Raw genomic sequence first — 14887 nt, 5'->3', positions numbered from 1 at the left:
TAAAACCAAATATAATTTGCTTTTTTTAATTTTCATTTTATAGATTTATAATTATTCAGAATTTTATTCTGTTAAATATGCCAAACAAAATTTGGTTATTAAAATTTGATTCTACTATTTTGCATCATAATTCACTTAAAGAATAATAGATAAAAACATGAAAAAGCAAATTAAAGCAGTCGTTTTAGCACTAATTTTTGGAACGTTTACAGTTAATGCTCAGAATCACAATTCGATTTTAAGCGTAACAGACAGAATTGTAACCGGTAACACCGGAGAGTTTACATCTTATGTAAATTCAAAAGCTAAAAAAGTTTCGAGAAGAAACAGTGAGGATTTGAAAAAGTACGTTGAAGTTGTGAATCTTTATCACAATTCAAGTGTAGCTTTTTACAACTTAAATGAAGCTCAAAAGGCTGAATTTATGAATGCTTCGGCTAACCTAAGCGAAAAACTGGGTAGCATGAGAAAAAGCGAAGCAAGAAACTGGGCACAGAAAATTCAATTAAACAAAACAGTTTTTGATTTTATCTGGTCAAGTAAAAACGCCGGCAACGGAGACTTTGAGTTAACCGAAGTTCCGAATGAGGTAGAACCTGTTACCAGCTTATAATAGCCGGTTTAAAGGTTTTTTTATTTAGCAACATATTAAGTTTTCATAGTTTAATAGGTTAGGGTTGAATAGACACTTAGCCCGCTTTCCCTGAAGGCGGGCTTAAGTTTTTTGGGGGGGGATATGTTTTTTTTCGAAGATATAGGAAGAACTCTATTCTTGTTTGTGGGGACACAAACAAGGGCAGACACAAACAAAGGCAGACACAACCAAAGGCAAACGGAAACGAAGGCAAACGGAAACGAAGGCGGACACAAAATTGCCATATGCTTGTTTGCGGGGACACAAACTAGGGCAGGCATAAAAAATGGCAGACACAAAATTGCCATATTCTTGTTTGTGGGGACACAAACAATGGCAGTCATAAAAAATGGCAGTCATAAAATGCCATATGCTTGTTTGTGGGGACACAAACAAGGGCAGTCATAAAAAATGGCAGTCATAAAATGCCATATTTTTGTTTGTGGGGACACAAACAAGGGCGGACACAAACAAGGGCGGGCAGACACTTATAAAGGCAAAAAAAAAGTGATATTAAAATCCAAAAAAGGCCGGAATCTCTCCCAGCCTTTTCGATAAATATTCTTAAAATCAAATCTCTTCCAGAATCCTCTCCATACTTACTGCATAACCAATTTTCTCTTTCAAATCAGAAATTGCCACTCTTTCCTGTTTCATACTATCACGATGACGAATTGTTACAGTTCCATTTTCCATGGTTTCGTAATCCACAGCTATACAGAATGGCGTACCAATCAAGTCCTGACGGGTATAACGCTTACCAATGGCACCACCATCGTCATATACAGTTCTAAAACTAGATTTAAGACTTTGAGCAATCTCCTGAGCTTTTTCGGCTTGGTCTGTTTTCTGATTATTTATATCAGATTACCCTCATTTTTTTACTTATTACCTTGCTGGTAGTTTTATTTTTCATACCGGGTTGGCCTCCACCCACAGAAATTACCATCTCACCTACAGGCTGCACTTCTTCGCCATTTTCAGAAATAATCGATAAATCTTCTACTGACAATTGCATTTTTACGACCTGAGTCTCGCCAGGTTTTAGACTAATTCTAAGGAATCCTTTCAGAGCCCGAATCGGAGCTTTTCCATTTATTTTTTGGTGTGAAACATAGAGCTGCACTACCTCCTCACCGGCCAATTTTCCGGAATTTGTGACACTCACCTCAACCTCCAAAGGCATGCCTTTTGCAAGCGTTTTTGGTAAAATCAGATTGCCGTATTTAAAGGCAGTGAAACTTAAACCATATCCAAACGGATACAATGCCTGGCCTTTAAAATACCTGTAGGTGCGGTTATCCATCGAATAATCGAGAAAATCAGGCAAATCAGAATCAGATTTATAAAAAGTCACTGGCAATTTGCCGGAAGGATTATAGTCTCCAAAAAGGATATCTGCAACAGCAGTTCCGGCACTTTCACCCCCATACCAGGCGTTTAAGATGGCGGGAACATTGTCTTCCTCCCATGGAATTGCTACTGCCGAACCACTCATCATTACAAAAACCAATGGTTTGCCGGTATTTTTCAGGCTTTTCATTAGTTCAGTTTGAACATTTGGAAGCATAATACTAGTGCGGTCACCACCATTAAATCCGGGAAGATTAACAGGCATCTCTTCACCCTCGAGTGCGGGCGAAATTCCTCCAACGAATATAATGGCGTCGGCGTCTTTCACTCTGTCATTCAGTTGAGCAAGATTTGTCTTTTCGTATTTCCCTGCAAAAAACCGTATCAATGAATTGCCTTCAATCTGTTTGAATTCAACTTTAATTTCATATTTACGACCTTTAACCACAGGAACTTTGATGTGTCTTGCTCCCCATCGATTCCTCTCCCAGGCATTGATTACCACTTTTCTGTCTATCATGACACGATAAAAATCATCGCCTTGTGCTTCAAAGTTCAGTGTATCGGTTTCTTCTGCCACAAAATAAGAAATATATCTTGCCGAAAAATGATCTTTATCGACCCCGTCACCCGGACTTTTCCCATCAGTCCAATAATTATTAATTCCTTCTTCACGACGACTAATCACGGGATTCCCACCCAATGAATCATTATTGTAATATTCGGCCAAAACTCCCTTTTGATTGTCATAAGTCAATACTATTTTATTGTCAGGCACAAAAAGGGTATCATTGGTATAGTTGATTGCTTTTTCATACATCACTTCTACCTCTGAACCAAGCTTATTCTTTATTCCTTCCAAAACTGTGGTTAGTTTTGAAGGTAAACCGTTATAATTTCCTAAAATGGCGATTCCATTGTCAGCATTTGGGCCTATTACAGCTATTTTCTTGATAGACTTTTTTAATGGCAAAGTATTTTTTGAATTTTTCAAAAGCACCATAGATTGCTGAGCCAGCTGAAGGGAAAGAGCCTTATGTTCGGGCGATTCAAGGGCGGTTTCAGGTATTTTTGAATAACTCACCAAATCAGGGCTGTCAAACATTCCCAACCTGTAACGGGTTCTAAAAAGGTGCTTTATCGATTCATCTATTTGTTTTTCCGTGATCAAACCTGTTTTTACACCTTCTTTTAATGAATGAAAAACATTGTTTCCACATTCAACATCGGTGCCGTGAAGAACCGCATCAGCAGCGGCGGAGGTGGCGTCTTTATGAGTTTTGTGGAATCTGAAAAAGTCTTCTATACCCCAGCAATCACTGGTCACATATCCGTCAAATTTCCATTGATTTTTTAAGATATCAGTCATAAGAAGGTCATTTCCACAGCAAGGTTGGTTGTCAACTCTGTTATAGGCACACATTACCCCTTCCACTTTTGATTTTGTGACCAACTCTTTAAATGCAGGCAGATATGTGTCCCAAAGGTCATATTTTGAAGGATAAAAATTGTCGACATGTCTGCTGGGTTCAGGACCCGAATGTACCGCAAAATGCTTGGCACAAGCGGCTGAAAGCAAGAAATTGGGGTCATCTCCCTGAAGACCTGCCACGATTGCACTTCCGATTGTCTTAGTCAGGAAAGGGTCTTCGCCATAAGTTTCTTGTCCTCTACCCCATCGTGGGTCCCGAAAAATATTGATATTAGGTGTCCAGAAAGTAAGTCCTGAGTACCGCTGGTTATTCCTTCCTTCCCGCAATGACCTGTAATATACCGCACGGCCTTCTATTCCCGAAAACCTGCCCATATTTTTAATCCCTTGTGGATTCCAGGTGGCTGCCAGGGCAATTGCCTGAGGATAAACAGTTACACTATATGGCGTTCGGGCCACACCATGCAGGGTCTCTGACCACCAGTCATAAGCCGGAATTCCCAAATGAGGTATGGAAGGAGCTGAATGTATCATCTGTCTCACCTTTTCATCGAGTGTAAGGCGGCTCACCAAATCATTGATTCTTTGCTCACGGGTGAGATTGGAATCCCACATTGGAAATGATTTGTAATCCTGTGCTATGGATTTAAACGAAAAGGAAACAAAAAATGAAATGGTAATAATTTTCAGATTAATTTTTAAGGAAGAAATTCTTGAAATAGAAGTATTCATTTGGGAAATATTTTTATTTAGGAATAAATGATTTTGTGAATGAGGGCAATCATTCAGGTAGTCAAAATTAGCGAAAATAGAGGGAAAATGAATATATAAGAAGGTTTTTTTATCCTATTTTTTGAATATGAGAAATCCTTTGTTTAGCATAAGAAAAAATTAACTCACCTTCTTTTTCAGTTTAATAAAAGACAGTTTTCATTACATTTCAACCTAAAAAAGGAGGCTAAAACTTATAAATATTTTTTTCATAAGTCTTTGAAATAGAGGAATTGTTGAAAGTAAAAAAAGCGATTTTTGTCTAAAAAAATAATTGAGATGGGATGCAAAAATATTTACCCTAAATCATACTTTAGGTACATTTATTGAAGGATAAATAAAGATAAACGAATTTTCAGGGAATTAAAATAGCTGTGCTTTTTCCAATTAAAATTCTCTGAAAAATAAAAATTCATTATTTAAGCCATTGAAAAAAGTCTTTGTTATTATTTTTTGTATTTTAGTAATTTCAGATATAATATTTGAATTTATTAAAAGCCCTATACTTTTGTTTGTTTTTAAAAATTGTATTCCATTATATCTGGCTGCAATTTTGGGCTATTTCAGGAAATTCCACTTCACCAGAAATGATTATTTACTGTTAATCATTTTCATTTTTTTGATGCTTGGATTAAACTTTGGCTATTATTTCAACAAAGAAAAAAATTATATCCCTTTGATTTTAATAATTTATTTTATTGAGATACAACTTCAAATCAAGATTTTAAAAAACCATACTAATATTATTCTATCAACTTATAAACAAGACTTTATTAAAATTATCATAATTTTTTCTTTGGGCTTGTTTATTATTATAATGTTCTTTCCCCAATTTTCATTTATCAATCAAATCTTATTGTTTATCAATGTTTTACAACATGCAATATTTATTTCGATAGTGTTTCGCAATAGCCGTTTAAATTCCGCCATTTCTATAAGTTTATGGTTGTTGATTTTGTCAGATATTTCTTCATTGATACACATGGTAATGTTTAAAAATCCTTATGATTATGCGATTACTATGGTATTGGTATATTTTTCGAAATTTTACTTTTTAATTGGTTATCTCAAACTAAAAAAATTAATATCTGATGGAAAAACATTTGAAATTGTTTGAAAACAAATTTGTTTTTAGAGGATGACAGAGTCTTGAATGAAAAAATCAAAAGAACACTCTAATTTCTTTTATTCTTATTGAAAAATGTCTTGGTTTTACCCCAAAAATGAGGTTATTTTATATTGAAATTGTACCTAAAGAAAAAAACGAAATCATCGGAATTTAACCATTCGATATTGTTTTTTTCGTAAAGTACTGAATACCAAAATCATTTTTTCAACCATGACAAAAACCTTATTATTGGCCGGTATTTTGGCTTGCAATGCCACTATACTCTGTGCCCAAAGTCCCGATGCCATCCGACTCAATCAGGTCGGATTTTACCCGAAAGCCATCAAACATGCCGTTGTGCTCGGAAAAGATGCCACCAAATTTTATATTGTTGGCACTTCAGCGAAAGATACGGTGTTTACAGGCACCCTCACAGCGGCAATAAAAAGTCCGTTTACCGAAAAATACAGTCAGCTGGCCGATTTTTCTTCCTTTCAAAAAGCCGGAAAATATTTCATATTTATTCCGGAAGTAGGAAAGTCTTTTCCATTTGAAATAAAAGAAAATGTGCATGAAGAAGTGTTGAAAGGAGCCATAAAAAGCTATTATTTCCAGCGGCATTCGATAGAATTGACTGAAAAATATGCCGGAAAATGGGCCAGGAAAGCCGGACACCCAGACGACAAAGTGCTCGTACATGCTTCGGCTGTAAGTGCAAACCGACCCGAAGGCACTGTGATTTCAGCTCCTAAAGGCTGGTACGACGCCGGTGATTACAACAAATACATCGTGAATTCGGGAATTACGATGAACACTTTACTGGCTGCTTTGGAAGACTTTCCCAGTCTGGCCAAAAAACTGAATTTAAATATTCCGGAAAGTGGAAATAACCTTCCAGATCTGGCAGATGAAATCCTTTGGAACCTCAGATGGATGATTGCCATGCAGGATCCGGGCGATGGTGGTGTATATCATAAACTTACCAATGCTGATTTTGATGGCATGGAGATGCCTTCAGAAACCACAAAACCTCGTTATGTGGTACAAAAAAGTACATCTGCCGCTCTGGACTTTGCTGCTGTGATGGCCCAATCGGCCAGAATTTTGCCAAAATATAAACTCAACAAGCTGGCAGACTCATGCAAAATAGCTGCTCAAAAAGCCTGGAAATGGGCTGAGGCCAACCCGGCAGTCTTTTATCAGCAGGAAAAAATAAACAAGACATTCAGCCCGGCTATAACTACCGGGGCTTATGGCGACGGACGCTTTGACGACGAATGGTATTGGGCTGGAGCAGAGCTGTTTGTACTCACCAAAGATGCAAAATATCTGGAAACCGTTGAAAAATACTTCCCCAAAAGCTTGCCGATTCCATCATGGAACCAAACCTATGCCCTGGGGCATTATACACTTGTTGGTCAAACCAAATTACCTGCAATCGCAGTATCTGTGGTCGAAAAATGCAAAAAGCAAATCATAGAACTTGCCGACCAATTATTGGAAAACCCAGAAAAGCAATTTTATCATACAGTTTTTGGCAATACCGCACGTGATTATATGTGGGGCAGTAACTCTCACAATGCCAATCAGGGGATTTTACTTTTGAAGGCCAATCTAATTACACCAAAACAAGCTTATCTGAATGCCTCTCTCGAAAATCTGGATTATATTTTGGGAAGAAACGGCACCGGATACAGTTTTGTGACCGGTTACGGAAGCAAACAAGTAATGCACCCGCATCACAGGCCTTCCGAGGCAGATGGAATCGTGGAACCTATACCGGGATTATTGTCAGGCGGACCCAACCCCGGTCAGCAGGATCGATGCCAATACGCATCTTCGGTACCTGACGAGTCATTTGTGGATGATGTTTGCTCCTACGCTTCCAACGAAATCGCCATCAATTGGAATGCCCCGCTGGTGTATTTATTGATGGGAATTGAAAGTGTCCAGAAAGGAAAATAAAGATTTTTTATATATTAATATCTAATCTTTTACCATAAATAATTAACGATACGGAAGTATAAACTTGGTTTTTTGGGAAATTTCTTGAAAACTTTTAAGAAAGAAATTAAAAATCAATAAAATGGCTTCATGGATATAGATGTTTTTTTGGTGCGGAACATTAATTTTTAGATACAATTAAATATATTTGTTTCGGAATCAACATCAGGAAAGCATTCTATATCCTTTACAGGAAGGATAGTACACTTTATAGACAAGATTATACTCGTTAGATTTATCCTTTCTAAAAAAACTTTTTAGCCATTGAGAAAAGAATTAGTTTTTTTTTACTTTTTGCTGGTAGGTTTAGATTTAATATTTGAATTTTTTAATTTAAATACTTCTCTATTATTCATCAAAAACAGTATTCCTCTGTTTTTAATTTTTGCTTTTTTTCAAATTCATAATTTTTCAATCGAAAAGGAAGAATACCTGATAGTTGCTGCCTTTGTATTTCTATTAATCGGACTAAATTTTAGCTATTTTTGTTATACAGAAACTTACTATTTACCCGTTTTAACCATCATATATTTTTTCGAAATCCAAATACAGCTTTATCAGGTTTTAAAGAAACTAAAAAAAGTAAACACCAGAGAAACCAAAACTTACACAAAGACATTTTTGATAATTTCACTTGGCTTATTTTTTATCATTGTCTTTTTCCCATTGTTTTCATTCCCTGTCCAGGTATTATTTTTTATCAGAGTTTTTCAGTTTGCTTATTATATTACTCTGGTGTTTGGAAACAAAAAAGTCGATTCTCAAATCTCCTGGAGTCTTTGGTTAATCATTCTTTCCAACGTATTGCTTTTAGTCGATTTGGCCATATTTGACTATAAAATGGAATACGCCATCATAATGTTACCGTTTTATGCCTCCAAATTCTTTTATTTGAATGGGTATTTGAGGATGAAAGAGAAGCATAATTAATTTTTTTGCCAATAATATTCACATCACTTGCAATGCTTTTCGTAAAGAGACTCAGCTTTCTTTTGGCCCAAAAAAATGAGTTGCCGATAGTCATTACAGGCTGCTTTTGTATTCCGTAAATACAAACTTGTTGCAGCATGCTGGTAATACGCAGCCACATTAAAAGGATTATAATCAATTGCCAGCTTTGCACAATTTAGAGATTTTGAATAAGCACCTACTTCAAATGATTGTTCAGCACATTCAAGATATGCTAAAGAATATAGAACCGAATCAACTTGACTCACTTCCGTGTCGATATAACCCAAATTGAAGTCAAATTCTAACGCCACATTTACTTTTTCACCCCGAAACTCAGCGGGCAGCCATTTTCCTTTTGTAGTTTTCACTGCTTTCAGAAGCTTTTTATTGTACCGGTTTTTAGAGCTTGCAATCACCCTTGCAGCCCTTATATCTCCATTTTTGGTGATTACTAAGCTTACTACAAACCCACCTTTTTTGTATTCAGGGAATCCAAATCTCCTCATAATATATTCAACCGGTGACCAGAGTGAATCCTTAAATGCTGGCTCCAGCTTGCCAAAAACCACCTTATACACCGGCTCACCATTTTGTGCAATATAAGACTCAGGGGTATAGGTAAGGTCGAACAATTTTTTGGGTTCAAAATGAATCACAAGAGCCAGAGTTGTATCATTCACATGGACACGCTGCAGCTCTAACTCCAACTCGGAAAGTTTAAGCACCTTAAAATGAAAATCTTTGAATATCAGCAAACTGTCTTTATAAAAATACTTATAACTAGTCGCCAGATTTTCCTTAAATAATATGAGTGAGTCGGCACTCAGAATCTTTAAATCAAATGATTTATCTTCATATCCTGAGTGATAAATTTTGCTGCCATCAGGAGCGGTGATTTCTGTTTTTTCCCAGTAATTCAGCAATAATTTGGGCAGACTTTCCTGTGAAAATGCCGAAAAACAAAGGACATTTAGCAGTAACAGAAAAAAGTTTTGCTTCAAAAAACTGTTATTTATTGGAGGAGTTCTCATTCTGAAAAAGTAGATTTAAAATGCATTTAAAGTTAAGGGATTTTTGGGGGAAATCACCACAGTCTTGTAGCAAAAATATCTAACTATTTTGTAATTAAGTTTTTAAAGCTAAATTTGCATAATCTTAATCAAAAAAATCCAATTTATGAAACTTCGAAAAATCAAATGGGAAAACCACCCAGTTCTTCAAAATTTGGAACTGAATTTTGTGAATTCCGCCAAAAGGCTTCCTTTCAATTCAATATTTTTAATAGGTGAAAATGGTTGTGGCAAAACTACTGTAATGGAAAGTCTTTCTGAATTCCTTTGTGGTGGACCATTTTCTTTTTTCAATTATATTGAATATGAGTTGAATAATAATATTTATCAAGTAAAAAAACCGATAAACCTTTCAGGTTATCAACAACATTTGGCCAATAATCCAAATAGTTTTGAAATTATCAATTTGAAAACTGGGGAAAATTCATTAATTGAAGGATTTGTACTACCTGAATTTGGTAATGATCCTTCTGAAATTAGTTTGAGAAACTATGGTTCAATATTTTCAAAAGCAAGATCTGATTTTAAAACAGATAATATTTTTGGACCACAAAACAACGATCTAGATTTAAAGAAAAAAGAATTAGATATTGACGATAGTTTTACTAAATTAAAACAATTAATAGTTGATATTTACGTCAATGATCAAAGGAATAATTCAATTCGAATGGAGGAAAACCCCAATCAAAAAACAGATTGGAATGATTTTTATCCGACTTCAAAAATTTCCAGATTCAAAAGTGCTTTCAATAGCTTTTTTGAAGAAATTAAATTTAAAACTGTTGAGATTAATAATGATATTCTTTTCTCAAAAAATCAAAAAGACGTAAAAATTGATAAATTAAGTACTGGTGAAAAACAAATTGTATTTCGAGGTATTCATTTGTTGAAAAACAAATCCCTAATGGAAAATTCAACGATTTTTATTGATGAACCAGAATTAAGTATGCATCCTAAATGGCAAGAAAAAATTATTGAATATTTTAAAAATCTATTTCGATTTGGATCAGAAATTAAAGCTCAATTATTCTTTGCCACCCACTCTGACCATGTCTTGAAAGGAGCTTTTGACAATATTGATGAAAATTTAATAATCCGTCTGAACAATAATTCAGGAAATATTGAAAGTGAAATAATAAATTCACCCTCTTTTTTCCCAATTGTAACCTTAGCTGCAACTAAATACTTTGCCTACAACTTATGCACAAATGATTTTCATATTGAGCTTTTCAGTTTTATTCAAGATAAAATAAACAAACCAAAAATAAAAGATTGTGATACTTATATAGCCAATCATCCATTTTTCAATTCCGCCATACATAGTAAAATCTCGAGTAATGGCACTGTAAATTATCAAACACTTCCCACTCTAATTAGGAACAAAATCCATCATCCAACTGATAACCTCAATAATTTTTCTGACGATGAATTAAAAACTTCTACTGAACTATTATTAGAGATTTGTAAAAGTTTTCCATAATATAAAAAACAAATTCCCAACTTAAAATTTATTTATGTTCACAAAGAATTAATATATTTCTTTATTTCATCAATAAATTCTCCTGAAAACAATACTCCAGAGAATTTATCAAAATTTGAACTTGAGGTATTAATTACTATCATTTTCTTTTCATCAGAATTATCAGTAAAAAAATGGAATTGCTTATCATATAATTTTAAATCGATTTCCTTTTCTAAAAATATCTCTAAAAGAGAATAATCTTGAGTTAACAAAATTTTTCTTAATTCTTCATTGTCACATATTTTTCCATATAGGAAAATTGTTTTGGGAAATACCATTTGATTAATTTTTTAATTTTAAAAAAAATCCATTTAAAAAACTTGTTTTGATACAGATTCTAGCGTATTACATGTACAATTGGCTAATTAAGTCAAAAGGGGATTATTAAAATTAATAGAATTTCCTATCTTAATTAAAATCAATTCCTTTTGACATATACTTTATTTCCTTTACTGTTGTAATAATACCTGCCTCCTCTAGGTCCTGTATGAATAGTAGCTCCTGTAGAAGGAGTATATCCATATTTACTGTTTTTTTCGTTTTCAGGCTTATTGGCATTAATAGAGTTAGTTTGTGTTCCTTTTGAAGAATTTTTTCCTAATTCTTGATTTATTGGCGGGTATACCAAATTACTGGTATTATTTGAGTTTTTCAGAAGATATTGAATCTGTGAAAGTTCTTGTTTTAATTTCTCTATTTCTTGTAAGTTAAAATTCTTATTTTTTTCTATTTCTAGATTTAAAGTTTGATTAAGGGTTTTCAATTTTTCAACCTCAATTTTCAAAAAAAATATTTCGCTTTTCAATTCACTTTTTCTTTGGCAAAAGGAATTAAAGCCGATTAATATAAAAAATAAAGGGATAAAGATAATTTTTGTATTTTTCATGTGCTTAAAATCTAGTATATTCATATTATTTAGTTGCTTAACAAAGTTGATTACCGCAATAAATGCAAACTTCAACTCAAATTTTGAGATTTTTTTTAGAAAATTGACATTCTAAATGTTTTTTTGTAATAAGAATCCAGTAAATAATTTATCACCAGGATTTTCTTGTTTCTTCCAAATATTTAGTAAACTCAATTCCATCTTTTTTTGAAATACTCCCTCTCAGCAATGTAGTAAGTTTTTTACTTTTTAAAACTTTTATCATTTTTGAATCACTCAACTCTTAAATTGCGTTTAAGGCTTTGGAATCAAGTACTTCTATTTGAAGAATTTCCATAATACTTTTTTTTACCAAAAATAATATCTTTTTTAAAATTTGATATAAATACTTTAAATAAAAAACACCCCCATCTCAAAAAGACGGGGGTGTAAGTCATAATCCACTATTACCCTATATAAACCTAAAAATCAAACTCGCTACTCACAACTCAGCACCCGGAACTAAAATTATGCAATACTAATTTCAGGCAAATTCTCAAATTTGTAATGATCTTCGGCGTCAACGTCGAGTACAATGATGGCTTCTTTGTTGATGGTGCCTGCAAGAATCATTTTTGAGAGTTCGTTCATGATATTTCTTTGGATTACTCTTTTGAGTGGTCTAGCACCGAAAACCGGGTCATAACCTTCTTCTCCGAGCTTGTCCAAAGCAGCCTCAGTGGCTTCAATCAAGATGCCTTGCTCTTGCAGTCTGGCTTTGATTAAATTAAACTGTATGGCCACGATTTTCCGTATTTCAGTTTTTCCTAATGGGTCAAACAACACAATCTCGTCGATACGGTTCAAAAACTCAGGTCTCACGCTGGCTTTCAGCAATTCCATCACCTGCTCTTTTGCTTCTTCTTTAAAGTATTTCTCCCAAGCATCTGGTGCACCTTTTAGGGCTTCCATGTATTTTTCCTGTATAAAATGGCTACCAATATTAGAAGTCATGATGATGATCGTGTTCTTGAAGTTCGCAACACGACCTTTGTTGTCGGTCAATCGGCCATCGTCTAATACTTGTAAAAGCACGTTCCATACATCTGGGTGAGCTTTTTCTATCTCATCGAGCAATATCACACTGTAAGGTTTACGTCTTACGGCCTCGGTCAGTTGTCCGCCTTCGTCATAACCCACATATCCTGGAGGAGCTCCAACCAAACGGCTCACGGTGTGTTTCTCCTGATACTCACTCATATCGATACGCACCATGGCGTTGTCGTCATTGAAGAGGTAATTAGCCAAAGTTTTCGCCAATTCAGTTTTACCAACACCTGTACTTCCCAAAAATAGGAAGCTACCAATCGGTTTTTTCGGATCTTGCATACCTGCACGTGAACGCCTGACTGCATCTGAAACCAACTCAATGGCTTCTTTTTGACCAGCAACACGTTTTTCTAGTTCATCTTCCAAGTGCAATAGCTTTTCACGGTCGCTTTGAAGCATTTTCGAAACTGGAATTCCGGTCCATTTGGCCACCACCATTGCTATGTCTTCGGCAGTAACTTCTTCGTTGATGAGGTTGTCTTTGTCCTCGTTTTTTGCAGATAGCTCAACTAAACGGTTTTCAGCTTCTGGCAATTGGCCATATCGAATTTGAGCCACTTTGCCATAATCGCCTGAGCGTTCTGCTTGGTCTGCGTCAAATTTCAGTTGTTCTATTTTTTCTTTGAGCGTTCTTACCTCATTCACTTTCCCTTTTTCAGAGTCCCATTTAGCTTTGAGATCGTTGAAAGTTTCGTTGAGTTCAGCTATCTCTTTACTCAGATTATTCTCTTTTTCTTTATCATTTTCACGTCTAATAGCCTCACGCTCAATCTCTAGCTGCATAATACGTCTGCGGAGCTCGTCCATATTTTCGGGCATAGAGTCCATTTCTAAACGCAACTTTGCTGCTGATTCATCCATCAAGTCGATGGCTTTATCTGGCAAATACCTATCTGAAATATACCTATTTGAAAGCTCTACTGCGGCAATAACGGCATCGTCTTGAATTCTCACACCGTGGTGCACTTCGTATTTTTCTTTTATACCTCTTAAAATCGAAATTGCATCTGCCACATTTGGCTCGTCTACCACCACAGCTTGAAAACGTCTTTCAAGAGCTTTATCTTTCTCTATATACTTTTGGTATTCTTTCAAAGTAGTCGCACCAATTGCATGCAATTCACCACGAGCCAAAGCTGGCTTAAGCAAATTGGCGGCGTCCATTGCACCTTCTCCCCCACTTCCAGCACCAATCAATGTGTGAATCTCATCAATGAAAAGAATAATCTCTCCTTCAGAGTCGGTCACTTCTTTGATAACGGCTTTCAGACGCTCCTCAAATTCTCCTTTGTATTTAGCTCCTGCCACAAGCAATCCCATGTCGAGCGAAATCACAATTTTAGATTTCAAATTCTCGGGCACGTCGCCTTGTACTATACGTTGGGCCAGACCTTCAACTATCGCAGTTTTACCAACTCCAGGCTCACCAATCAACATTGGATTGTTTTTGGTACGCCTCGACAAAATCTGTAAAACCCTCCTAATCTCCTCGTCTCGCCCTATCACGGGGTCAATTTTGCCTTGCTCCGCCAAATCGTTCAGATTTTTGCTGTAACGAGCAAGGGCTTGGTACTTGTTTTCTGCGTTTTGATCTTTCACTGGATTATTTTTTCCTCTAAGTTCTATAATAGCTTTTTTAATATCTGTCTCTTTTATTCCTTCTGCTTTGAGCAGGTTGGCTACGGAGTCATTTCCTCCTAAAATACCCAAAAATAAGAGTTCTACGCTCACAAACTCGTCGCCAAACTCTTTCAAATAAGACTGAGCTTTGGTCATCGCCTTATTAAGGTCATTTCCCAAAAATGGTTGATTACCGCCCGAAACCCTTGGATAAGCCTCAACGATGGGGTCCAATTTCCGCAAAATGCCATCGGGGCTAATTCCATATTTTTTCAGCAAAAACGTGGAAGTATTGGGCTCTTCCTCCAAAATGGACTTGAGCAAATGCCCAGTTTCCACAGCTTGCTGCGAGAAACCCTGAGCTATCTGAGCAGCTTGCTGGATGAGCTCCTGGGATTTGATGGTATATTGGTTAAAGTTCATATTGTTGGCTGTCGGCTATTTTTA

The 14887-nt window shown here is 35.5% G+C and carries 9 protein-coding genes and 1 pseudogene; 4 read left to right on the top strand and 6 right to left on the bottom strand.

Annotation, left to right across the window (positions count from 1 at the left end):
• Nucleotides 1-157 precede the first annotated feature (157 nt).
• Entirely contained in the window at nt 158-613 is a 456-nt protein-coding gene (locus IPP61_12905; GenBank protein ID MBL0326058.1) for a hypothetical protein, read from the top strand.
• 591 nt (nt 614-1204) lie between these two features.
• On the opposite strand, the pseudogene IPP61_12900 reads toward IPP61_12905, so the two are convergent.
• A pseudogene (locus IPP61_12900) lies at nt 1205-1471 on the bottom strand (glycine--tRNA ligase).
• Between the two features lie 25 nt (nt 1472-1496).
• On the bottom strand, nt 1497-4151 hold the full coding sequence (locus IPP61_12895; GenBank protein MBL0326057.1) for a glycoside hydrolase family 3 C-terminal domain-containing protein: 2655 nt from the start codon (nt 4149-4151) through the stop codon (nt 1497-1499).
• Between the two features lie 1378 nt (nt 4152-5529).
• On the opposite strand from IPP61_12895, the gene IPP61_12890 reads away from it, so the two are divergent.
• Nucleotides 5530-7263 (top strand): glycoside hydrolase family 9 protein, encoded by a 1734-nt coding sequence (locus tag IPP61_12890; protein ID MBL0326056.1) that lies wholly within the window; start codon nt 5530-5532, stop codon nt 7261-7263.
• A 303-nt stretch (nt 7264-7566) separates the two neighbouring features.
• A complete protein-coding gene (locus tag IPP61_12885) occupies nt 7567-8232 on the top strand; it encodes a hypothetical protein (GenBank protein MBL0326055.1) in 666 nt (221 codons plus the stop codon).
• Between the two features lie 23 nt (nt 8233-8255).
• Here IPP61_12885 and IPP61_12880 read toward each other — a convergent pair whose 3' ends face one another.
• The gene (locus IPP61_12880) at nt 8256-9284 is read right to left on the bottom strand and encodes a hypothetical protein (protein ID MBL0326054.1); all 1029 of its coding nucleotides are present in this window, start codon (nt 9282-9284) and stop codon (nt 8256-8258) included.
• 283 nt (nt 9285-9567) lie between these two features.
• Between IPP61_12880 and IPP61_12875 the strand changes: the two genes are divergently transcribed.
• Nucleotides 9568-10803 (top strand): ATP-binding protein, encoded by a 1236-nt coding sequence (locus IPP61_12875; GenBank protein MBL0326053.1) that lies wholly within the window; start codon nt 9568-9570, stop codon nt 10801-10803.
• A gap of 38 nt (nt 10804-10841) precedes the next feature.
• Here the strand turns inward: IPP61_12875 and IPP61_12870 are convergent, their stop codons facing one another.
• From IPP61_12870 to clpB, 3 genes are all read right to left on the bottom strand, one after another.
• The gene (locus IPP61_12870) at nt 10842-11123 is read right to left on the bottom strand and encodes a hypothetical protein (protein ID MBL0326052.1); all 282 of its coding nucleotides are present in this window, start codon (nt 11121-11123) and stop codon (nt 10842-10844) included.
• A gap of 140 nt (nt 11124-11263) precedes the next feature.
• On the bottom strand, nt 11264-11755 hold the full coding sequence (locus tag IPP61_12865; GenBank protein MBL0326051.1) for a hypothetical protein: 492 nt from the start codon (nt 11753-11755) through the stop codon (nt 11264-11266).
• A 483-nt stretch (nt 11756-12238) separates the two neighbouring features.
• Nucleotides 12239-14863, bottom strand: coding sequence for an ATP-dependent chaperone ClpB (clpB, locus tag IPP61_12860; GenBank protein ID MBL0326050.1), 2625 nt, complete (start codon nt 14861-14863; stop codon nt 12239-12241).
• Nucleotides 14864-14887 lie beyond the last annotated feature (24 nt).

The organism is Cytophagaceae bacterium (assembly GCA_016722655.1).
GTDB lineage: Bacteria > Bacteroidota > Bacteroidia > Cytophagales > Spirosomataceae > Leadbetterella.
This window is presented reverse-complemented; position numbering and strand designations above follow the sequence as displayed.

Coding starts and splice junctions, on each gene's coding strand:
- IPP61_12905 (MBL0326058.1), top strand. CDS start 158: ATGAAAAAGCAAATTAAAGCAGTCGTTTTAGCACTAATTTTTGGAACG.
- IPP61_12895 (MBL0326057.1), bottom strand. CDS start 4,151: ATGAATACTTCTATTTCAAGAATTTCTTCCTTAAAAATTAATCTGAAA.
- IPP61_12890 (MBL0326056.1), top strand. CDS start 5,530: ATGACAAAAACCTTATTATTGGCCGGTATTTTGGCTTGCAATGCCACT.
- IPP61_12880 (MBL0326054.1), bottom strand. CDS start 9,284: ATGAGAACTCCTCCAATAAATAACAGTTTTTTGAAGCAAAACTTTTTT.
- IPP61_12875 (MBL0326053.1), top strand. CDS start 9,568: ATGGAAAGTCTTTCTGAATTCCTTTGTGGTGGACCATTTTCTTTTTTC.
- IPP61_12870 (MBL0326052.1), bottom strand. CDS start 11,123: ATGGTATTTCCCAAAACAATTTTCCTATATGGAAAAATATGTGACAAT.
- IPP61_12865 (MBL0326051.1), bottom strand. CDS start 11,755: ATGAATATACTAGATTTTAAGCACATGAAAAATACAAAAATTATCTTT.
- clpB (MBL0326050.1), bottom strand. CDS start 14,863: ATGAACTTTAACCAATATACCATCAAATCCCAGGAGCTCATCCAGCAA.